At 42.9% G+C, this 20048-nt stretch carries 19 protein-coding genes; 2 read left to right on the top strand and 17 right to left on the bottom strand.

What is annotated here, in order from left to right:
• Positions 1-4: 4 nt before the first annotated feature.
• The 4 genes from aroB to EKB01_RS01465 are packed head-to-tail and all read right to left on the bottom strand — an operon-like array spanning position 5 to position 3772.
• On the bottom strand, positions 5-1072 hold the full coding sequence (gene aroB, locus EKB01_RS01480; protein WP_167265394.1) for a 3-dehydroquinate synthase: 1068 nt from the start codon (positions 1070-1072) through the stop codon (positions 5-7).
• Positions 1073-1090: 18 nt separating this feature from the next.
• On the bottom strand, positions 1091-1945 hold the full coding sequence (locus tag EKB01_RS01475) for a shikimate dehydrogenase (protein WP_167265392.1): 855 nt from the start codon (positions 1943-1945) through the stop codon (positions 1091-1093).
• Positions 1935-2612, bottom strand: coding sequence for a type I 3-dehydroquinate dehydratase (aroD, locus tag EKB01_RS01470; RefSeq protein WP_167265390.1), 678 nt, complete (start codon positions 2610-2612; stop codon positions 1935-1937). The genes EKB01_RS01475 and aroD overlap by 11 nt, the downstream gene beginning before the upstream one ends.
• Complete coding sequence (locus EKB01_RS01465) at positions 2609-3772, bottom strand: class I SAM-dependent rRNA methyltransferase (RefSeq protein ID WP_167265388.1); 1164 nt, start codon at positions 3770-3772, stop codon at positions 2609-2611. Before EKB01_RS01465 ends, aroD begins: the two co-directional genes overlap by 4 nt.
• Before the next feature lie 272 nt (positions 3773-4044).
• Here EKB01_RS01465 and EKB01_RS01460 point away from each other — a divergent pair, with 272 nt between their 5' ends.
• A complete protein-coding gene (locus tag EKB01_RS01460; RefSeq protein WP_167265386.1) occupies positions 4045-5493 on the top strand; it encodes an alpha-amylase in 1449 nt (482 codons plus the stop codon).
• A gap of 87 nt (positions 5494-5580) precedes the next feature.
• Here EKB01_RS01460 and alaS read toward each other — a convergent pair whose 3' ends face one another.
• From alaS to budA, 9 genes are all read right to left on the bottom strand, one after another.
• Positions 5581-8199, bottom strand: coding sequence for an alanine--tRNA ligase (gene alaS, locus EKB01_RS01455; protein ID WP_167265384.1), 2619 nt, complete (start codon positions 8197-8199; stop codon positions 5581-5583).
• Positions 8200-8220: 21 nt separating this feature from the next.
• The gene (locus EKB01_RS01450) at positions 8221-8706 is read right to left on the bottom strand and encodes an LURP-one-related/scramblase family protein (protein WP_167265382.1); all 486 of its coding nucleotides are present in this window, start codon (positions 8704-8706) and stop codon (positions 8221-8223) included.
• Between the two features lie 258 nt (positions 8707-8964).
• Complete coding sequence (locus EKB01_RS01445) at positions 8965-10035, bottom strand: ABC transporter substrate-binding protein (RefSeq protein WP_167265380.1); 1071 nt, start codon at positions 10033-10035, stop codon at positions 8965-8967.
• A complete protein-coding gene (locus tag EKB01_RS01440; protein ID WP_000712722.1) occupies positions 10032-10805 on the bottom strand; it encodes an ABC transporter permease in 774 nt (257 codons plus the stop codon). The genes EKB01_RS01445 and EKB01_RS01440 overlap by 4 nt, the downstream gene beginning before the upstream one ends.
• Positions 10802-11608, bottom strand: coding sequence for an ABC transporter permease (locus tag EKB01_RS01435; protein WP_033585623.1), 807 nt, complete (start codon positions 11606-11608; stop codon positions 10802-10804). The genes EKB01_RS01440 and EKB01_RS01435 overlap by 4 nt, the downstream gene beginning before the upstream one ends.
• A complete protein-coding gene (locus tag EKB01_RS01430; RefSeq protein WP_033585621.1) occupies positions 11589-12746 on the bottom strand; it encodes an ABC transporter ATP-binding protein in 1158 nt (385 codons plus the stop codon). The genes EKB01_RS01435 and EKB01_RS01430 overlap by 20 nt, the downstream gene beginning before the upstream one ends.
• Before the next feature lie 139 nt (positions 12747-12885).
• Complete coding sequence (gene murB / locus EKB01_RS01425; RefSeq protein WP_167265378.1) at positions 12886-13791, bottom strand: UDP-N-acetylmuramate dehydrogenase; 906 nt, start codon at positions 13789-13791, stop codon at positions 12886-12888.
• Between the two features lie 109 nt (positions 13792-13900).
• Positions 13901-14653 carry a YhfC family glutamic-type intramembrane protease gene (locus tag EKB01_RS01420; RefSeq protein ID WP_167265376.1) on the bottom strand — a complete coding sequence of 251 codons (753 nt, stop codon included), beginning with the start codon at positions 14651-14653 and terminating at the stop codon, positions 13901-13903.
• Positions 14654-14662: 9 nt separating this feature from the next.
• The gene (gene budA / locus EKB01_RS01415) at positions 14663-15394 is read right to left on the bottom strand and encodes an acetolactate decarboxylase (RefSeq protein WP_000375405.1); all 732 of its coding nucleotides are present in this window, start codon (positions 15392-15394) and stop codon (positions 14663-14665) included.
• Positions 15395-15539: 145 nt separating this feature from the next.
• On the opposite strand from budA, the gene EKB01_RS01410 reads away from it, so the two are divergent.
• Positions 15540-16811, top strand: coding sequence for a PLP-dependent aminotransferase family protein (locus tag EKB01_RS01410; protein ID WP_167265374.1), 1272 nt, complete (start codon positions 15540-15542; stop codon positions 16809-16811).
• Positions 16812-16831: 20 nt separating this feature from the next.
• Here EKB01_RS01410 and EKB01_RS01405 read toward each other — a convergent pair whose 3' ends face one another.
• The 4 genes from EKB01_RS01405 to pstB (EKB01_RS01390) form a co-directional block, all read right to left on the bottom strand.
• Positions 16832-17647, bottom strand: a complete 816-nt coding sequence (locus EKB01_RS01405; protein ID WP_167265373.1) for an ABC transporter substrate-binding protein — start codon at positions 17645-17647, stop codon at positions 16832-16834.
• Positions 17648-17803: 156 nt separating this feature from the next.
• Positions 17804-18457 carry a phosphate signaling complex protein PhoU gene (gene phoU, locus EKB01_RS01400; RefSeq protein ID WP_000946475.1) on the bottom strand — a complete coding sequence of 218 codons (654 nt, stop codon included), beginning with the start codon at positions 18455-18457 and terminating at the stop codon, positions 17804-17806.
• 11 nt (positions 18458-18468) lie between these two features.
• A complete protein-coding gene (pstB, locus tag EKB01_RS01395) occupies positions 18469-19227 on the bottom strand; it encodes a phosphate ABC transporter ATP-binding protein PstB (protein ID WP_000138671.1) in 759 nt (252 codons plus the stop codon).
• A 12-nt stretch (positions 19228-19239) separates the two neighbouring features.
• Entirely contained in the window at positions 19240-20043 is an 804-nt protein-coding gene (gene pstB / locus EKB01_RS01390; RefSeq protein ID WP_009730331.1) for a phosphate ABC transporter ATP-binding protein PstB, read from the bottom strand.
• Between the last annotated feature and the right edge of the window lie 5 nt (positions 20044-20048).

The following is a 20048-nucleotide window of genomic DNA, read 5'->3' as shown; positions in this document are numbered from 1 at the left end:
CTCCTTATTTTACCAAGTAGTCTTTCATCTCTTCCAGAGAAACTGGGTGAATGGTCGCTGAACCAAGCTCTGGTACCAAGACCAATTTCAAGGTGTTGCCACGCGCTTTCTTATCATGAGTCAAAGCCTGATAGAGCTTGTCAACATTCCAGTTTTCATAGTCAATAGGTAAACCAAATTTCTGGCACATCTCTCTAATGGACTGGGTTATTCCTTCTGGCATAAGACCTTTTTCCTCAGCAATCTTGGAAATCTGTACCATCCCCATGGCCACGGCCTCGCCATGCATGACCTTGCCATAACCAGCAGTCGCTTCAATAGCATGACCAATAGTGTGCCCAAAATTGAGGTAAAGGCGAACACCATTGTCCAACTCATCCTCGACCACCATCTTCCGCTTAACCTGACAAGAATGTTCAATCAAAGTCTCTGCATGCTCCAGAATGCTCTCAACAGAACCATCTATCTCCGTCAAGAGAGCCCATAGTTCTGGATCCTCAATCAAACCATACTTAATAACTTCACCCATCCCTTCAATCAGCTCTCTTTTCCCGAGTGTTTCAAGGACAAGCGGATCAATCAGAACCCCATCTGGTTGGGCAAAAGTTCCCACCATATTCTTAGCAAAAGGAGTGTTAACACCCGTCTTTCCACCGATAGAAGAATCAACCTGAGCAGTCAAACTAGTCGGAATCTGAACAAAGTGAATGCCCCGCATATAGGTAGAGGCTACAAAACCAGCCAGATCCCCAACAACACCTCCACCAAGAGCCACAATCCCATCGCTACGAGTCAACCCCTGCTTGACTAGAAATTCATAGACTTTCTGAACAGTTGTTAAATTTTTTCGTTCTTCGCCTTCTAAAAAGTCAAAAACAGCTACCTGAAAACCAGCATCTTCTAGGCTGAGTTTAACCTTCTCTGCATAGAGAGAAGCTACATGGTTATCGGTTACAATGACCACTTTTTGAGATTGCCAGAGTTCTCGCAACCATTGACCAGCCTGAGCTAGACAACCTTTTTCAATCTGAATATCATAAGGATGATGCGGAATATCGATTCTGATTTTCATAGGAGGGTCTCCTTTTCACTATTTATATTTTTCTGTTAAGGACTGCCAAATTTCTTCTGTCGGCATTTCTTTACCTGTCCACAGTTGAAAAGCTTCAGCAGCTTGATAGAGCAACATTCCCAGACCATTGACAGCTGGATTGCCCTGGCTTCTAGCCCATTTCAAAAATGGTGTCTCAAAAGGTTGGTAAATGATGTCTGCCACCAAGAGAGCCTCTGGTAAGACTATGCTTTCAGGAACTGTGGATGCTTTGCCATCCATGCCCACACTGGTGGCATTGACTAGTAAGTGCGAATCGGCAATCCTTGATTGCAGTTCAGAAACATCTTCTAAAGCATACAAGTCCACTTTAAAACCTGTTTGCTCCTGCAACTTGTCTAGGTAAGGTCTTGTTTTTTCCATGGAAACTGAACGAACAAAGACAGAAATCTGACTGACGCCGTCCAAAATGGCTTGTGACAAGATTGATTTGGCCGCACCACCTGCGCCCAGAATGGTCATTTTCTTATCCAAGATTGTAAAAGAAGGCAAGCTCTTAAAGAATCCCTTGCCATCTGTATTATATCCAATTAAAGTGCCATTATGATTGACAACTGTGTTGACTGCCCCAATCAAACGAGCCTCATCACTCAACTTATCCAGATAAGGAATCACTTGCTCCTTGTAAGGCATGGAGAGATTAATCCCAAACATCTGGTAACGGCGAATATTGGCAACTGTTTCTGCCAAGTCACCCGCTTCAATCTCCCAAGCTACATAGACACCATTGGTAGCTGTCGCCTCAAAGGCCCTATTATGGATAAAGGGTGAAATAGAGTGTTTGATGGGATTGGCAACAACTGCAGCTAAACGTGTATAGCCATCAAGCTTCATCCAAAATCTCCCTGATTTTTTTCATGTTTGATAACGAAATCTGGCCTGGGGCACTCGCTTCATCCAGACTAGCAAATGACCAACTTGAACCCGTCACATCTGAAGTAATGCGTGATACCTTGCCCATTTTCCCCATGGAAATGGTCACGTACTCTTGCTCAGGATTGAGTGTCTTAAATCCTCGTGTGTAGTTCATCAGGTCTAAAACATCCTGCTCCGTATGGGCCATAACTGATACCTTGACCACTTTCGGAGAGAGACTGGTCAACTCAGACAAAATCTCCATCATATTTTCAGGTGTCTCCTGGAAATTATGGTAACTCAAAACGAGATTTGGAAAATCCAACATTTCCTCAAAAACATCCTTGTAGCTGAAATACTCGAAATCAATATAGTCTGGTTGATAGAGTTGCGCCACTTCCTTGATAATTTGAACATACTCTTCTGAGGAAAGTTCGATTTCTCCTCCCTCAGCACGAGTCCGAAGTGTAAAGACCAGTTCGCGTCCTGCAAATTTCTCAAAGATAGCGGGTGCTACCTGTAAAATAGCATCCTTTGCAAGAAAGTCTGCACGCCACTCAATGATATCGGCATCTTCATACCTAGTGGCATCCAGTTCTTGCGCTTCTTCTAAACTTCTTGGCATTACTGAGACGACTAATTTCATTTACTAACCTTCATACTAATCACCTTGAGGTAATTACTGCTTTCATCTTTTTTATTATAGGCAAAGTCTGCTGGAAGACCATATTGGTTTAAAATCTGATACCTTCTTCCTGCAAAACCTTTATCAATTTGTTCTATAAATTTCTGGCGGGAAACATTGGCAGCATTGGTACTGGCAATGATAATCGCTCCCGGATTTAAAATCTCTAGGCTCTGGGAAATCAACTTGTGATAATCCTTCGCCACAGAAAATGTTTGTTTTTTATTGCGGGCAAAGCTCGGCGGATCAAGAACAATCACATCATAGGTCAAGCCTTTTCGCTTGGCATACTTGAAGTACTCAAAGACATCCATGACGATAAAACGATGATTGTCCGTGCTGAGTCCATTTGCCTGAAAATGAGCTTCTGACAGCTCTCTGGACCGTTTGGCCAAATCGACAGAAGTCGTCTCACTCGCACCTCCCATAGCTGCAGCAACAGAAAAGGCAGCCGTATAGGAAAACATATTGAGTAAGGATTTGCCCATGGCTAGACCATCAACCAAACTCCCACGAACCTCATGTTGGTCTAGGAAAATACCTGTCATCAAGCCATCATTCATAAAGACTTGATAGAGCACGCCATTCTCAAGAACAGTAAAATAGTCTGGCGCTTCCTCACCATAAACATGGGCAGACTCGTAGTCTAGACCTTTAAAACGAATCTTCTCATAAGTTCCCAAGACCTCAGGAAAAACTTCCTTAAAAGCCTTTAATATCAGCTTACGAATCTGGTAAACAAACGAGTTGTACCACGAGAAGACAGCATAATCTCCGTAGAGATCAACAGTCAGACCGCCAAAGCCATCCCCCTCTTGGTTAAAAAGGCGAAAGGCAGTAGTTAAGTCATCCTGATAATAAGGCATTCTAGCTTCCTTGGCCTTACGAAACAGAGCTTCAAAAAAGATTTGGTTAAAGCTAACCTTTTCCTTACTGACCATCCAGCCGATGCCTTTGTTCTGCTGGGAAAGATAGGCACTCCCTAAAAACTTCCCGTCTTGACTAAGAACTTCTACTGCCTGATCCGTCAGTTCAATATCTGTTAAATTACTTGCTTCCAAAAGAACTAGACCCTTAGCTAGCTTTTTTTCAACATGTCTGCTGACCCTAATTCCATTCATAGCTACTATTATAGCAAATTTTGTGACAATTCTCAAAAAAGAAACCGCTTATCCATTTTTACTTTAGTTTACTAAGTGCCATTTTTGTTAAAACAAGTTTATTCCATTTACTTTTTCACCAAAACATCTTTTCCCTTATAATGGAAGGAGAGATTCTATTCGCTAAAAATAGACAATTCTAGAAATGAGTATAGAAAATTGCGCAAACGTTTGCCTAGTTCTAAACTTTATGGTAGAATAAAACACAACATTGATAAGCAAGAGGAAAAACAATGCAAAATCAGACACTTATGCAATACTTTGAATGGTATCTGCCTCACGACGGCCAACACTGGACGCGACTGACAAATGATGCAGAGCACCTAGCAAACCTTGGTATCAGCCATGTCTGGATGCCACCTGCCTTCAAGGCAACCAACGAAAAAGATGTCGGCTATGGTGTTTACGATCTTTTTGACCTAGGTGAATTTCACCAAAAAGGGACTGTCCGTACCAAGTATGGGTTTAAAGAAGACTATCTTCAAGCCATTCAAGCCCTAAAGGCTCAGGGAATTCGACCTATGGCCGATGTGGTGCTCAATCACAAGGCTGCAGCCGATCACATGGAATCCTTTCAGGTTATTGAAGTGGATCCTGAGGATCGTACCGTTCAACTAAGCGAGCCCTTCACTATCAATGGCTGGACTCACTTTACTTTCGATGGTCGTCAAAATACCTACAATGACTTCCACTGGCACTGGTACCACTTTACTGGCACAGACTACGATGCCAAACGCCGTAAATCTGGCATTTACCTGATCCAAGGGGACAACAAGGGCTGGGCAAACGAGGAATTGGTCGATAATGAAAACGGCAACTACGACTACCTCATGTATGCCGATCTAGACTTTAAGCATCCTGAAGTGATCAAAAATATCTATGACTGGGCTGACTGGTTCATGGAAACGACTGGTATTGCTGGTTTCCGCTTGGATGCCGTCAAACACATTGACTCTTTCTTTATGCGCAATTTCATCCGTGATATGAAGGAAAAATATGGTCAAGATTTCTATGTTTTTGGTGAATTTTGGAATCCAGATAAAGAAGCCAACCTAGACTATCTCGAAAAAACAGAGGAACGTTTTGACCTTGTCGATGTTCGTCTCCACCAGAATCTCTTTGAAGCCAGTCAAGCTGGAGCAAGCTACGACCTCCGTACTATCTTTACTGATAGCTTGGTTGAACTCAAGCCTGACAAGGCTGTCACTTTCGTTGACAACCATGATACTCAACGAGGACAAGCCCTCGAATCGACTGTTGAAGAATGGTTCAAGCCAGCAGCCTATGCCCTTATTCTATTACGCCAAGATGGTCTTCCATGTGTCTTTTACGGAGATTATTACGGCATTTCAGGGCAATATGCCCAAGAAGATTTCAGAGAAGTTCTTGATCGTCTCCTAGCCATCCGAAAAGATTTAGCCTATGGAGAGCAAACAGACTACTTTGATGATACCAACTGTATCGGTTGGGTTCGTTCAGGTGCTGAAGATCAATCCCCAATCGCAGTCTTGATTTCAAATGACCAAGAAAACAGCAAGTCAATGTTTGTCGGGCAAGAATGGGCTGACCAAACATTTATTGATCTCCTTGAAAATCATTCAGCACAAGTTACAATCAATGCTGACGGTTATGGAGAATTTCCAGTAGCAGCAGGTTCAGTCAGTGTCTGGGCAGCAAAATAAACCTATCAGTTACAAGTCAAATCCAACCGGGTTTGGCTTTTTTGTATTCACAAAAAGACCTACCCTAATGGATAGATCTTCATTGTCTTATAATTTACCTGCTACTGCCTCCAAGAGTTCTTGGATTTTCGCTTGATTGCTTCCTCCTGCCATGGCCATGTCTGGTTTACCACCACCACGTCCATCGACGATTGGAGCCAATTCTTTGACAAGGTTTCCTGCATGCACATCTTTTGTCTTGCTAGCTACAAGAACGTTCACCTTGTCACTGATAGCGGCAACTAGGACAAGCACATCAGAGTAGTCTTTTTGTTTCCAGTTATCCGCAAAGGTACGAAGGGCACCTGCATCTGATACAGAAATTTGGCTTGCAATGTAACGGCGGCCGTTTGCTTCTTGAACATTCTTAAAGACATCGCCTGCTGCCGCTGCCGCTGCTTTTTCTTTCAACTCAGCATTTTCTTTTTGGAGCTGACGAAGTTGTTCTTGAAGTCCTTCAACCTTATGAGGTACTTCTTTGAGTTGAGGTGCTTTCAAGGTTGCTGCGACTGCTTTCAAAGCATCTTCTTGTTCGCGGTAGGCTTCAAAGGCTTCCTTACCAGTCACTGCCAAGATACGGCGAGTTCCTGATCCGATTCCTTCTTCTTTGACAATCTTGAAGAGACCAATCTCAGAAGTGTTGCCAACGTGGGTACCACCACAAAGCTCAACAGAGTAATCACCGATAGTCACAACACGAACTTCTTTACCGTATTTCTCACCAAAGAGGGCCATAGCTCCCATTTCTTTAGCAGTGTCAATATCTGTCTCAACAGTTTCTACAGCAATTGCTTCCCAGATTTTCTCATTGACCTGTTGTTCAATGGCACGCAATTCTTCAGGAGTTACTGCTTGGAAGTGTGTGAAGTCAAAGCGAAGAAATTCGACTTCGTTAAGGGATCCTGCTTGTGTCGCATGGTTTCCAAGGATATTGTGAAGGGCTGCATGGAGCAAGTGAGTTGCTGTATGGTTTTTCATGACACGGTGACGGCGATTGGTATCGATGGCCAAGGTGTATTCTTGGTTCAAAGCAAGCGGTGCAAGAACTTCAACCGTGTGAAGAGCTTGTCCGTTTGGCGCTTTTTGAACATCTGTCACTGTAGCTACAAGGTTTCCTGTAGCATCCAAGATTTGACCATGGTCAGCTACCTGTCCACCCATTTCAGCGTAGAATGGAGTCTCTGCAAAGATCAGAGAGGCAGTTCCTTCTGAAACAGCTTCAACTTCAGCATTGTCAGCTACAATAGCCACCAACTTAGAAGGCAATTGACTAGCATTGTAGTTGAAGACACTTTCCACTGTAATGTTTTGGAGGGTTTCATTTTGCATTCCCATTGAGCCGCCTTTGACAGCTGACGCACGCGCACGTTCTTGCTGCTCTTTCATGGCTGCTTCAAAACCTTCACGGTCTACAGTCATACCAGCTTCTTCAGCGATTTCTTCAGTCAATTCAACTGGGAACCCATAAGTATCATAGAGTTTGAAGACATCTGAACCAGCGATAACAGATTGACCTTTTTCTTTCAAGTCTGCTACAATGCCTTGGGCAAAGTGTTGACCTGAGTGAAGGGTACGGGCAAATGATTCTTCTTCGCTCTTAACGATTTTCTCAATAAAGTCACGTTTCTCAAGCACTTCTGGGTAGTAGCTTTCCATGATTTTTCCAACAGTTGGAACGAGTTTGTAAAGGAAAGGCTCGTTGATACCCAATTTTTGACCATGCATAGAAGCACGACGGAGAAGACGACGAAGGACATAACCACGACCTTCATTTCCTGGAAGGGCACCATCACCGATGGCAAATGAAAGTGAACGGATGTGGTCAGCGATGACCTTGAAGCTCATGTTGTCGCCATCTTGGTCATAAACCTTACCAGACAATTTCTCGACTTCACGAATGATTGGCATGAAGAGGTCTGTTTCAAAGTTTGTCTTAGCCCCTTGGATAACCGCCACCAAACGCTCCAAACCAGCGCCCGTATCAATGTTCTTGTGTGGCAATTCCTTGTACTCGCTACGAGGAACAGCAGGGTCTGCGTTAAATTGTGACAAAACGATGTTCCAGATTTCGATGTAACGGTCGTTTTCAATATCTTCTGCAAGTAAACGAAGACCGATATTTTCTGGGTCAAAGGCTTCTCCACGGTCAAAGAAAATCTCTGTATCAGGTCCAGAAGGTCCCGCACCGATTTCCCAGAAGTTGTCCTCGATCGGAATCAAGTGACTTGGGTCCACTCCCACTTCAATCCAGCGGTTGTAAGAATCTTTATCATCTGGATAGTAAGTCATGTAAAGTTTTTCAGCAGGGAAATCAAACCATTCAGGGCTTGTCAAAAGCTCATAAGCCCAAGTGATAGCTTCGTCACGGAAGTAATCCCCGATAGAGAAGTTCCCCAGCATTTCAAACATGGTATGGTGACGCGCGGTCTTCCCTACGTTTTCGATGTCGTTGGTACGGATAGCCTTTTGGGCATTGGTAATACGTGGATTTTCAGGGATAATGGTCCCGTCAAAGTATTTCTTAAGGGTTGCTACCCCAGAGTTGATCCACAAAAGAGTTGGGTCATTTACAGGAACCAAACTTACTGATGGTTCTACTGAGTGACCTTTGGTCGCCCAGAAATCAAGCCACATTTGGCGTACTTGTGCACTAGATAGTTGTTTCATATTGTCTCCTTATTCACTTGTTTAATGTGATTGGCTTTCCAGCATTTCCACATAGTCAATCGCGACACAGAGGGAAATGACTAGGTCTGCATAAGCGTCTTCAAGAACCGTTACGGTATAGGTAGAGGTCAGATGGAAGAGTTCCTTCTTAATTTCCGCAATCAGCTGATCGCGATCATCCAGCAATTTGAAATTCAAATCCCAGATATTGCCCTCGATACGAAGACCTAGATTATCAAACTCATACTTATCTCGCCAGAAGGTCAACTTCTTGCGAATGACAAAACTCGAGCCATCCCGAAGCTGAATCCCAAAACGAGGAAGCAAGGTCAAGATTTCTTTACTGATCTGACTGACTTGTTCACCATTAGCATCATAGATGGTAAAAGTTTTGGGAATCTTAAAAAATGATCCCTCTACCTGATAGTTCACTACTCCTCTATCATCCTTGATATCGAAGCGTTCGCCTCCAAGACGAAACTTTTGTTTCACGAGAAATGTCTTCATAAACACCTCCAAAAATCAAAAGACAAGCTCACATCACGAAGGGCGAAAAACCGCGGTACCACCTTCATTCAATGAACTTATCATTCTCAAAATCTTATGCAATTGTCTGATTGAGTAGCATGATTTCCTACCTTAGATGGCTTGCAGCACCGCCAATTCTCTGGACTAAGATGGAGAGAAAACCAATTCTCAACTTTCTTATTATATCGTTTTTTGGGTTCTGCGTCAACTGGGAAAGCTGACAAGAAAGCATATCTTCTACTTCCGGTACATTTTAAACTGTAGGAAGAGGTCGCTATATTTGCCTGTCCATTTATGGTCAAACTTCTCATAAACTTCTAGGTTTTTCATGGTATCAGCGTCTGGATAGAAGGACTTGTCTTCTTTGGTCTCCTCTGGGAGCAATTCCTTGGCTGTGTTATTTGGTGTTGCATAGCCGACATATTCTGCATTTTTAAGAGCATTTTCGGGTTTTATCATAAAGTTGATAAAGGCATAGGCGGCATCTTGGTTTTTCACGGTTTTTGGAATGACCATGTTGTCAAACCAGAGATTGCTGGCCTCTGTCGGAACGACATACTTGAGATTAGGATTTTTCTCCAACATCTGGCTGGCTTCCCCAGAGAAGGTCACACCGATAGCCGCGTTGTTCTGAATCATGTAACCCTTCATCTCGTCAGCCACGATGGCCTTAATATTTGGAGTCAGTTTGTAGAGCTTATCCACTGTCTCTTCCAACTGCTGAGGATCCTTGGAGTTGAGACTGTAACCAAGTGAGTTAAGCCCGAGTCCCAGTACCTCACGCGCTCCATCAAAGAGCATGATGGAATCCTTGTATTCTGGTTTCCAGAGGTCATCCCAATGCTCAGGCGCCTCATCTATCATGGTTTCATTGTAAACAATTCCCAAGGTTCCCCAGAAGTACGGGATGGAGAATTTGTTGCCCGGGTCAAAAGACTGGTTGAGGAACTCAGGTCCGATATTTTCGATTCCTTCAATTTTTGAATAATCAAGCGGAACCAAGAGGTCTTCGTCCTTCATCTTGTTGATCATGTATTCACTTGGGATGGCAATGTCGTAGGTCGTTCCACCCTGCTTGATCTTGGTATACATGGCCTCGTTGGAGTCAAAGGTCTCGTACTGGACTTGGATGCCTGTTTCTTCTGTGAATTGCTCCAAAAGTTCGGGATCGATGTAGTCCCCCCAGTTGTAAATGACCAGTTTTTGACTATCTCGGCTATTGATTTTACTATCTATATGAGTCGCAATTCCCCACAAGACAAGGATAATCGCTACAATTCCTGCTAAAAATGAATAGAGTTTTTTCATGCTTGCTCCTCCTTCTCACGTGAGATAAAGTAATAGCCAACAACCAGGATAATACTAAAGAGAAAGACAAGGGCAGACAGGGCATTGATTTCTAGAGAAATCCCCTTACGAGCACGAGAGTAAATCTCGACTGACAGGGTTGAAAAGCCATTCCCTGTGACAAAGAAGGTCACAGCAAAGTCATCTAGTGAATAGGTGAAGGCCATGAAATAACCTGCAATGATAGACGGAGTCAGGTAAGGAAGCATGATTTCCTTGAACATCTGAAACTGGCTAGCACCAAGATCATAAGCCGCATGAATCATGTCATCATTCATCTCCTTGAGACGAGGCAAGACCATCAAGACTACGATAGGAATCGAAAAAGCCACGTGACTAGATAGAACCGTCAAAAAGCCAAGTGAAAACTTAAGCTGGGTAAAGAGAATCAAGAAGCTAGCACCAATCATAACGTCAGGCGCAACCATGAGGATATTATTGAGTGATAGAAAGGCTTCTTGGTATTTCTTACGAGATTGATAGATATAGATGGCACCGAAAGTCCCAATAATAGTCGCTATCAAGGCTGATAGAAAGGCCAAGAAAAAGGTTTGGGTGAGGATCAACATGAGACGGCCATCACCAAACATGGTTTGAAAATGGCTCAAACTAAAGCCGGTAAAACTGTTCATATCATCCCCTGCATTAAAGGCATAGCCAATCAAGTAAAAAATCGGCAAATAGAGGATGATAAAGACAAAGGCTAGGTAGAGATTGGCAAATTTTTTCATCGTTCTCTCCTTTCCTTGGTCACCCACATGGTGATGAACATGGTCAGGATGAGGATCACACCGATGGTAGAACCCATTCCATAGTTGTCATTGGTCAGGAAGTTCTGCTCAATAGCCGTTCCCAGCGTGATAACACGGTTCCCACCAATCAAACGTGTCAGCATGAAGAGACTCAAACTAGGGATAAAGACTGATTGGACACCACTTCTCACACCGTTCATCGATAAAGGGAAGATAACATGACGGAAGGTTTCCCACTTGGTCGCACCGAGGTCATAGCTGGCATTGATAAGATTGTTATCCATATCATCCAAGACATTGAAAATCGGCAAAATCATAAATGGAAGCTCGATGTAGCTTGCGACAAAAATAAAGGAGAAATCCGTAAAGAGCAACTGCTGCGAACCGATTCCGATAAATTCCAAGAATTGGTTAATAGAGCCATTTTGACCAAAAATCCCAATAAAGGCATAAGCCTTAAGGAGCAGGTTAATCCATGTTGGCAGGATAATCAGCATGAGCCAGAGTTGACGGTGCTTGAGACGAGTCAAAAAGAGGGCTGTTGGATAGCTGATAAGAAGTGTCACTAGAGTTACAATCCCAGCATAAAGCACAGAGTTGAAGCTCATTTTAAGGTAGGTCAGGTTTTGGGACGCAAAGTAGGATTTATAGTTTTCTAAACTAAACTGCCCTTCAATGTTGAAAAAGGATTGACCGAAAATCAAGATCAAGGGTGCGAGAACAAAAAGGGCAATCCAAAGCATATAGGGCACTACAAAGAGTTTAGAGGTTGTTTTCTTCATCTCTTTCCTCCTCGATCGCATTAATCAGACCTGCTTCTTGCTCTTCGATTTCTACGTATTCTTCGATACGAGCATCGAACTCTTCTTCGGTTTCGTTGAGACGCATGATGTGGATGTCTTCTGGTTCAAAGTCCAGACCGATTTCCTCACCCACAATGGCCTTACGAGTTGAGTGGATCATCCATTCATTTCCAAGTTCGTCATAGGCGATAATTTCGTAGTGAACCCCACGGAAGAGCTGAGTATTCACCTTAACTTGGAGCTTGCCTTCTTCAGGAAGAGTGATGCGCAAGTCCTCTGGACGAATAACAACTTCCACAGGCTCGTTTGGCTTCATCCCACCATCGACCGCTTCAAAGCGTTTGCCGTTAAACTCAACCAAGTAGTCCTCAATCATGGTTCCTGGCAAAATGTTGGACTCGCCGATAAAGGTGGCAACAAAGTGGTTGATTGGCTCATCGTAGATGTCCACTGGCGTTCCAGACTGAACAATCTCACCATCGTTCATAACGAAAATCCAGTCACTCATGGCGAGAGCTTCTTCCTGATCGTGAGTGACAAAGACAAAGGTAATCCCCAATCGTTGTTGCAATTCACGCAGTTCGTACTGCATGTCTGTTCGCAATTTCAAGTCCAGCGCTGACAAAGGCTCGTCCAACAAAACCACACGAGGTTGGTTGATGATAGCACGGGCAATAGCCACACGCTGACGTTGTCCTCCAGAGAGTTTACGGATGGAACGTTTTTCATAACCTTCCAACTGAACCATCTTGAGAACTTCCGCAACACGTTGTTCGATTTCTTTCTTGTCAATCTTACGCAAGCGGAGTGGAAAGGCAACATTTTCAAACACATTCATATGTGGAAACAAGGCATAGGATTGGAAGACGGTATGGACGTCTCGCTTGTTGGTTGGGATGTCGTTGATCCGTACCCCATCCAGTAAAATATCTCCTGTCGTCGCATCCAGTAAACCTGCAATGATGTTTAGAATGGTTGATTTTCCTGAACCTGATGCGCCTAAAAGAGTGTAGAACTTCCCTTCTTCCAACTCAAAGTTAATGTCTTTGAGAACCTTGGTGTTGCTGTCTTCAAAAACTTTAGAGACGTTTTTGAATTCAATAATTGGTTTTTTCAATTCCTCTAAATTCCTTCTTCTTCGTAAATTAACAGATTGGGACCTTGTTAGAATGCTAAACACAAGCGTAGGAAATAAATTGACCTAAACCTCATTTAGCGATAAAATCCCAATCTTTGAATGCTATGTAAAAATAATGTTATTCGTGTTCACCCAAGATACGAACCTCTCGCTCTAAGGTAACACCTGAATGTTCTTTAACTTTTTCAATGACAGACTCAATTAAGTCTTCATAATCTCTTGCAGTCCCATCGGCTACATTAATCATAAAGCCTGCATGTTTTTCTGAGACTTCGACACCACCGATACGGTAGCCCTTCAAGCCAGCCTCTGAAATCAACTGACCTGCAAAATGACCAACAGGACGCTTAAAGACTGAACCACAAGATGGGTATTCTAGAGGTTGTTTGAGTTCACGTAGGTGCGTCAAGCGATCCATTTCTTGCTTGATAACCTGATGATTTCCTGAAGATAGGGCAAATTTAGCTGACAAAACAACTGCTCCAGAATCTTGAACAGCTGAATGACGGTAACCAAATGCCAATTCCGTGGCAGATAAGGTCTCGATTTCCCCTTCCTTGGTCAAAACTTGACAAGACTGCAAGATATGAGCAATCTCTCCTCCATAGGCACCCGCATTCATAAAGACTGCTCCACCGACGCTCCCTGGAATGCCACAGGCAAACTCGAAACCAGTCAAACTATGACGAAGGGCAATACGTGTCGTTTCAATCAAGTTGGCCCCAGCTTCCGCTTCAATGGTATAACCATCAACTGAAACGTTATTGAGCTTGTCACACAAGATGACAAATCCACGAATTCCACCGTCACGAACGATAATATTGCTGGCATTCCCTAGCACCATCCAAGGAATATTCTCTTGATTGGCAAATTGAACGACACGCGCCATCTCATAGCGATTGCGTGGTAAAACCAGATAATCCGCTCGTCCCCCTACCTTAGTGTAGGTATAGAGCTTCAAGGGTTCCTTAAAACGAATATCAATTCCTTCTAATTGTTCTTGTATTCTAGTTACTAATGTCATATCTCTCATCCTTTTGTAAAGTCATTTCATTATACCATTTTTAAAGATTTTTGACGACTGGAAATTTCTGTATCCAATCTTCACATAAAAAAAGAGGTCATCCCTCTTTTTATGATTTTTTCCAAAATGTAGATTTTGTTAGCCAGACAAGAGCTATAAGTTCTGCGAGAAGAATGAACTCAACTAGAAGTGGATTTGTAATCCATCCCACTTGAGATAGAGCTGGAGCTAAGTCAAACAAAGCATGCAAACCATAGGCAGCAACGAGATAGATCCATTTCTTTTGACGGACACTTTGATAGACCCAGACAGTAAGGCTAATTTGGAGAACCAGAGCAAGGACACGCTCAACTCCTAGTAGATAGACCTGCCATGCTGATAGAGACTGAACTGTTTCTAATGTACTCTTTGTAAGAAGATTCGCCGCATCAGAGTTTGAAGATTGTAGGAGTGAAAAGAGGATCAAAAGGCTAATCAAACTTCCCATTCCGAGGTAGAGCATCTCCAAACCTCCATGTCCTAAACCATAAGCCAAAGCATCTCTATCTTCCAACTTTCTCTTTTTCTCCAACCATTTAAAAAAGATAAAACGGGCCGTCTCTTCAAAGAGGGCTGCCATAGCGATCCCATAAAGGACGTATAAGAAAGGATGCTCCTGCGCGAGTAAAATGGTTCCGTCTTTTTGCGGATGAAGTACCAGAAGGTGAACCATCTTCTCTAACACTTGAGAAGAAACAAAAAATACGATTGCCCCTAAACCCATCACTGCAAGAGAGATTTTAAACCGTTTTTTGGCATACCAAGTTCCACTTACTAGAATGAGAACCAAAGCAACCATGGTAAGGATAATATGTACTGTCATCTTTTTCTCCTATTCTGACTTATCAATATCTTTCTTCATCTCGTCAACGTTAAATTTCGCAAATAAATACTGGCGATCTTGGACTGGAAAACGTTGGTCCAACTGGTCGACTGCCCCAACCTCGATCATTCCTTCTTTGATAACAAAGTCCATCACATGCCCACCAAAGGTCAAGTCATCTGAGATAAAATGCAAATGGTAGCCTGCAACACTCACCCCATGGAAAATCTCCGGTGTCCAAAATCCAACAATGGTTCCCGATACATTTTCACGGCTATATTCAGGTTGGTGAGTCGCGACATCAGCAAACTTGGTATCAGGTGTGGATTTGGGAATCATCCGTACGTGCATTTGTGAAAATTCGCCATGAATCTTGATGGAACGAAAAAGATTTTCCCCATCATAGTAGGACTCAATTCGCTTTTCCAATTCCTTATCTGTCATCTCAAAACGCTGACGAAAAATCACTTCTGCCTGATGGGGGACCACTGCTGCATAGGGAATAAGAGCATCTGCTGCAACTTCAACGATTTCAGGCGTTTGACCAGATCCCTTGGCTTGATATGCCTTGCCATCAAGGACAATCAACTCCCCATCAATCGAATCCAAAGTTCCCAAGCCGAGGTCACCATGTTCCAGCAATTCTCCCACTGTCATGGTTCCGCCATAGAGACCTGCCATTAGGGCACCTAGAGTATTGTATTGAAATAATTTTACTGGTTCCTGCACTTTTCTATCCATTCTCTTTCTTATCTTCTTTTCAATGAATCATTATACTTTCTAAGTATACCACATTTGCTCTTAGATGTGAAAGGGAGAAATGCTTTTCCCATTGCAAAGGAGGCAAAAAAAAGGTACAATGTAACAAAATCAAAGGAGGTCTGGAATGAAGAAAGAAAGTAAATACCAAGCAGTTGTTTCCTTTCTAAAAAAAGGAATCGAATCAGGAAAATTCCCAACAGGTAGCCGACTTCCCTCTATCCGTCAACTGAGCCAAGACTTCCACTGTAGCAAGGATACTATCCAACGAGCCCTATTGGAATTACGCCATGAACAATACCTCTATGCCAAACCCCAAAGTGGCTACTATGTTCTGGAACAAGGACAGCACCAAGACTTGGAAATCGAAGTCACTGACGAACACGCCAGTGCCTATGACGACTTCCGACTCTGTGTCAATGAAACCCTGATAGGTCGAGAAAACTACCTCTTCAACTACTATGATAACCAAGAAGGACTTGAGGAACTGAGACAATCTGTCCATCAACTTCTTTTCGACCAAGCCCTCTACTGCAAACCCGACCAACTGGTTCTAACATCTGGTACCCAACAAGCTCTCTTTATCCTTTCTCAGATTGACTTCCCGAGCAAGGGAGCGGAGATTTTAGTTGAACAACCTACCTATCACCGGATGAATCGCCTATTGGTCGCTCAGGGATTGGCCTACAGGACCATTGAACGCCGAATCGATGGGATTGACCTTGACGAACTAGAAGAACAGTTCAAATCTGGGAAAATCAAGTTTTTCTATACCATTCCTCGCTTCCACTATCCCCTAGGTCATTCCTACTCTGATCAGGAAAAGAGGGCTATTCTGGATTTAGCAAACCAGTATGGTGTTTACATCGTAGAGGATGACTATCTAGGAGATTTAGATCCTAAAAAAGGGCAGACCTTCCACTATCTGGACACTGAGGATCGGGTCATTTATATCAAGTCCTTCTCAACAAGTCTCTTTCCAGCCCTTCGTATCACCGCTCTCATTCTCCCAAATGCCCTAAAAGAGGCTTTTGTTTCCTACAAAAATATCCTGGACTATGACAGCAATCTCATCATGCAAAAGGCACTCTCTCTTTACATCGACAGTCAGTTATTTGAAAAAAATCGACTGGCTAGGCTGACCCTTCAAGAGAACTATCAGGCTCAGATAAAGAAAGTGCTTGAAGAAAACACCTGTCCCTTGCCCCACTATCCTCTACACGATGGTCTTCTGCTTGATTTGAGGTACTATCCTAAAATCGCCAGTTTAAAACACAGCTCACTCAAACTAGACTTTTTTGAGAAGGCTTATTTGGATGCCTGCCCTTATCAGTTCGCCAAAGTCTCTCTCGAAAATCTAGAAGAGTTATTAGAATACATAAAAGCAGAATTGGATTAAAGTCCAACTCTGCTCTTTTCTTATTGTTCAACTTCTGTTAGTTTCGCTGCTTTTTCAAGATAAGTTTGATAGGTTCCGTCATCTTTTAGTTTTTGGATAACCTTATCGACTACTGCTTTCAAGTCTGATTGATTCTTCTTAATAGCAACAGCATTGGCTTCGCCATCTTTCATCGTCAAATTAACAGTTGCAACGGCAAGATCTGAGTTTTTACCTGCGTAGCTAAGAGCAACTGGTTCATCCATATGAACAGCATCCACTTTTCCAGCCTGCAATTCATTGACTGCTTCCCCCATATTGGTCAAGGATGTCAATTGGGCATTTGGCAATTGTTCCTTCACCATAGTTTCTGGAACGGTTCCCTTTTGAGCAGCGATATTGGCACTTGCGAGGCTTGAAAGATCCTTGTACTTATCTAAATCGGCTTTTCTAACCAAGAAACTCATCTTGTTTTCATAGTAAGGGATTGAAAAGTCAAAGACTTCCTTTCTTTCATCTGTGGCACTAATTCCTGCAATGGCTAAGTCAGCCTTTCCAGTTTGAAGGCTGGTCAAAACATTGTCAAAACTCATGCTAGAGATTTCAAGTTTAACCCCAAGCTCATCCGCAATCGCTTGAGCCATATCAATATCTGCCCCAACCACTTGGTTTTTACCATCTACCAAGGATTGGAATTCAAATGGTGCATAGTCTGGACTGGTCGCAACGACTAGCTTTCCTTTTTGTTTGATAGCGTCCACAGCAGACTGGGAGCTATCCGTTCCTGACTGGCAAGCTACCAAAACCATGCTGGCAAGCATGCTACATACAACTAACATCCATTTTTTAAATTTCATAAATAAACGACCTTTCTGTTATTTCTGAATAATTATAACTCTTTTAAAAATAGTTGTCAACCCTTTTAGAGATTTTGAATGTAAAATAATTCTTCTCATAAAAAGAAGACTGATTTATCACAATCAGCCTTTTATTCTGTATATTTAAACCGTTTCTTATAGCTCGACAATCTTCCCTGTTTCAAAGTAAACAACCCATTCACAGATATTTTTAGCGTAGTCTCCGATACGTTCCAAGAAGGAAATGACCTGGAAGTAATCACGGCCTGTAACGATGGCTTCAGGATGTTTCTTAATTTCTTCTGTAGCCAAATCACGAATGCTATCAAAGTAATGGTTGATTTTTTCGTCCATCGCTGCTACTTCGTAGGCTTGATCCACCGAACCGTTCAGATAGAGATCTAGAGCCGCTTCGACGAAGTTTTTCACATCGCGTCCCATCTTTTTGATCTCTTCTTCAACTGCAGGAATGCGTTGTTCCCCCTTCATACGAATAGTTGCTTTTGCGATTGACACTGCATGGTCTCCCATGCGTTCCAGGTCTGATACTGCCTTAAGAACGGTCAATACAGTACGGAGGTCTTGAGAAACAGGTTGTTGAAGCGCAATCATTTCAAATGATTTCTTTTCGAGTTTCACTTCATATCCATTTACTTCTGCATCTTCCTCAATAACTTCTTTTGCCAAATCACGGTCATGTGTGACAAAGGCACGCACTGTACGATTGATTTGTGAGAGCACTTCTTGTCCCATGGCATAGAACTGGTTGTGCAATTTCTCCAAATCTTCTTCAAATTGAGATCGTAACATCATTCAACTCCTTATCCAAATTTTCCTGTAATATAATCTTCTGTTTCCTTGTTTTGTGGGTCTAGGAACATTTTCTTCGTATCGTTAAACTCAATCAAATCCCCATCTAGGAAAAATCCTGTTTTATCAGAGATACGAGAGGCCTGTTGCATCGAACGTGTTACCAAGAGCATGGTGTATTTATCTTTCAGACCATACAAGGTTTCCTCAATCTTACCAGCCGAGATAGGATCCAAAGCTGAAGTCGGTTCATCCAAGAGAATAATCTTGGGACTGGTTGCTAAGACACGGGCAACACAAACACGTTGTTGTTGTCCACCTGAGAGACCAATGGCTGAATCATGCAAGCGATCCTTGACCTCATCCCAAATAGAAGCGCGTTGCAAGGCTTTTTCCACCGCTTCATCCAAAACATGTTTATCCCTGACTCCATTGATACGTAAGCCGTAGACAACATTTTCATAGATAGACATAGGGAAGGGATTGGGCTGTTGAAAAACCATACCGATTTCCTTACGCAATTCAACCGTATCGGTACGGGGGCTGTAGATATTGTGGCCATTATAAATCACTGTTCCAGTTGTTGTCACCTCAGGATTTAGATCGCCCATGCGGTTGATGGCTTTGAGCAGGGTGGACTTTCCTGATCCAGAAGGACCAATCAAGGCGGTTATTTCCTTAGGTTGGAAAGAAAGGGAAACACTATTCAAAGCCTTCTTTTTATTGTAATAAACGGACAGGTCTTTAACCTGCAAAATCGGTTCTGTCATACTGCTTCCTTTCTAACCAAAGTGTCCCGTTACATAGTCATTGGTTGACTGTAACTTAGCATTTTGGAAAATATTGGATGTCTTATCATACTCAATCAAATCACCTAAGTAGAAAAATCCTGTGTAGTCACTTGCACGCGCAGCCTGTTGCATACTGTGGGTAACGATGATGATGGTAAAGTCCTTCTTCAATTCCAACATGGTTTCTTCCAGTTGGGCTGTCGCAATCGGATCCAAGGCTGACGCCGGTTCATCCATCAAGAGGATATCTGGCTTGACAGAGATGGCGCGAGCGATACAGAGACGTTGTTGCTGTCCACCAGAAAGCATCAAGGCTGATTTGTGGAGGTCATCTTTGACCTGATCCCAAAGGGCAGCCTGTCGGAGAGAGGTTTCGACAATTTCATCCAAGACTTTCTTATCCTTGACTCCTGCACGTTCATGAGCAAAAGTGATGTTACGGTAAATAGACTTGGCAAATGGATTTGGACGTTGGAAGACCATTCCGATATGCTTGCGCATCTCATAGACATTGATTTCTGGACGGTTGACGTCAATCCCTTGGTAGAGGATTTGACCTGTGACCTTGGCAATATCAATGGTATCATTCATCCGATTGAGACTGCGAAGGTAGGTAGATTTCCCAGATCCGGAAGGACCAATCAAGGCCGTTATTTTATTTCTTTCAAATTGCATATCGATGCCCTTGATGGATTCATTTTTACCGTAGTAAACATGTAAATCCTTGGTAGAGAGGGCCACTTTTTCTTCAGGAAAGGTGATGATATGCTTTTCATCCCAGTTATATTTTGACATGGCTT

Source organism: Streptococcus sp. CCUG 71758, assembly GCF_011714815.1.
In the GTDB taxonomy this organism is placed as follows: Bacteria; Bacillota; Bacilli; order Lactobacillales; family Streptococcaceae; genus Streptococcus; species Streptococcus halitosis.
The sequence above is the reverse complement of the archived record's forward strand: the minus strand, read 5'-3'. Positions and strand labels throughout refer to the sequence as shown.

What these genes read in the sequence shown, in the direction of transcription:
- pstB (WP_009730331.1), bottom strand. Translation starts at nt 20,043, where the DNA reads ATGTCAAAATATAACTGGGATGAAAAGCATATCATCACCTTTCCTGAA.
- murB (WP_167265378.1), bottom strand. Translation starts at nt 13,791, where the DNA reads ATGACATTAGTAACTAGAATACAAGAACAATTAGAAGGAATTGATATT.
- pstB (WP_000138671.1), bottom strand. Translation starts at nt 19,227, where the DNA reads ATGACAGAACCGATTTTGCAGGTTAAAGACCTGTCCGTTTATTACAAT.
- EKB01_RS01435 (WP_033585623.1), bottom strand. Translation starts at nt 11,608, where the DNA reads ATGAAGAAAACAACCTCTAAACTCTTTGTAGTGCCCTATATGCTTTGG.
- EKB01_RS01475 (WP_167265392.1), bottom strand. Translation starts at nt 1,945, where the DNA reads ATGAAGCTTGATGGCTATACACGTTTAGCTGCAGTTGTTGCCAATCCC.
- EKB01_RS01450 (WP_167265382.1), bottom strand. Translation starts at nt 8,706, where the DNA reads ATGAAGACATTTCTCGTGAAACAAAAGTTTCGTCTTGGAGGCGAACGC.
- budA (WP_000375405.1), bottom strand. Translation starts at nt 15,394, where the DNA reads ATGGATAGAAAAGTGCAGGAACCAGTAAAATTATTTCAATACAATACT.
- EKB01_RS01465 (WP_167265388.1), bottom strand. Translation starts at nt 3,772, where the DNA reads ATGAATGGAATTAGGGTCAGCAGACATGTTGAAAAAAAGCTAGCTAAG.
- EKB01_RS01405 (WP_167265373.1), bottom strand. Translation starts at nt 17,647, where the DNA reads ATGAAATTTAAAAAATGGATGTTAGTTGTATGTAGCATGCTTGCCAGC.
- EKB01_RS01440 (WP_000712722.1), bottom strand. Translation starts at nt 10,805, where the DNA reads ATGAAAAAATTTGCCAATCTCTACCTAGCCTTTGTCTTTATCATCCTC.
- EKB01_RS01460 (WP_167265386.1), top strand. Translation starts at nt 4,045, where the DNA reads ATGCAAAATCAGACACTTATGCAATACTTTGAATGGTATCTGCCTCAC.
- EKB01_RS01420 (WP_167265376.1), bottom strand. Translation starts at nt 14,653, where the DNA reads ATGACAGTACATATTATCCTTACCATGGTTGCTTTGGTTCTCATTCTA.
- aroD (WP_167265390.1), bottom strand. Translation starts at nt 2,612, where the DNA reads ATGAAATTAGTCGTCTCAGTAATGCCAAGAAGTTTAGAAGAAGCGCAA.
- EKB01_RS01410 (WP_167265374.1), top strand. Translation starts at nt 15,540, where the DNA reads ATGAAGAAAGAAAGTAAATACCAAGCAGTTGTTTCCTTTCTAAAAAAA.
- aroB (WP_167265394.1), bottom strand. Translation starts at nt 1,072, where the DNA reads ATGAAAATCAGAATCGATATTCCGCATCATCCTTATGATATTCAGATT.
- phoU (WP_000946475.1), bottom strand. Translation starts at nt 18,457, where the DNA reads ATGTTACGATCTCAATTTGAAGAAGATTTGGAGAAATTGCACAACCAG.
- alaS (WP_167265384.1), bottom strand. Translation starts at nt 8,199, where the DNA reads ATGAAACAACTATCTAGTGCACAAGTACGCCAAATGTGGCTTGATTTC.
- EKB01_RS01445 (WP_167265380.1), bottom strand. Translation starts at nt 10,035, where the DNA reads ATGAAAAAACTCTATTCATTTTTAGCAGGAATTGTAGCGATTATCCTT.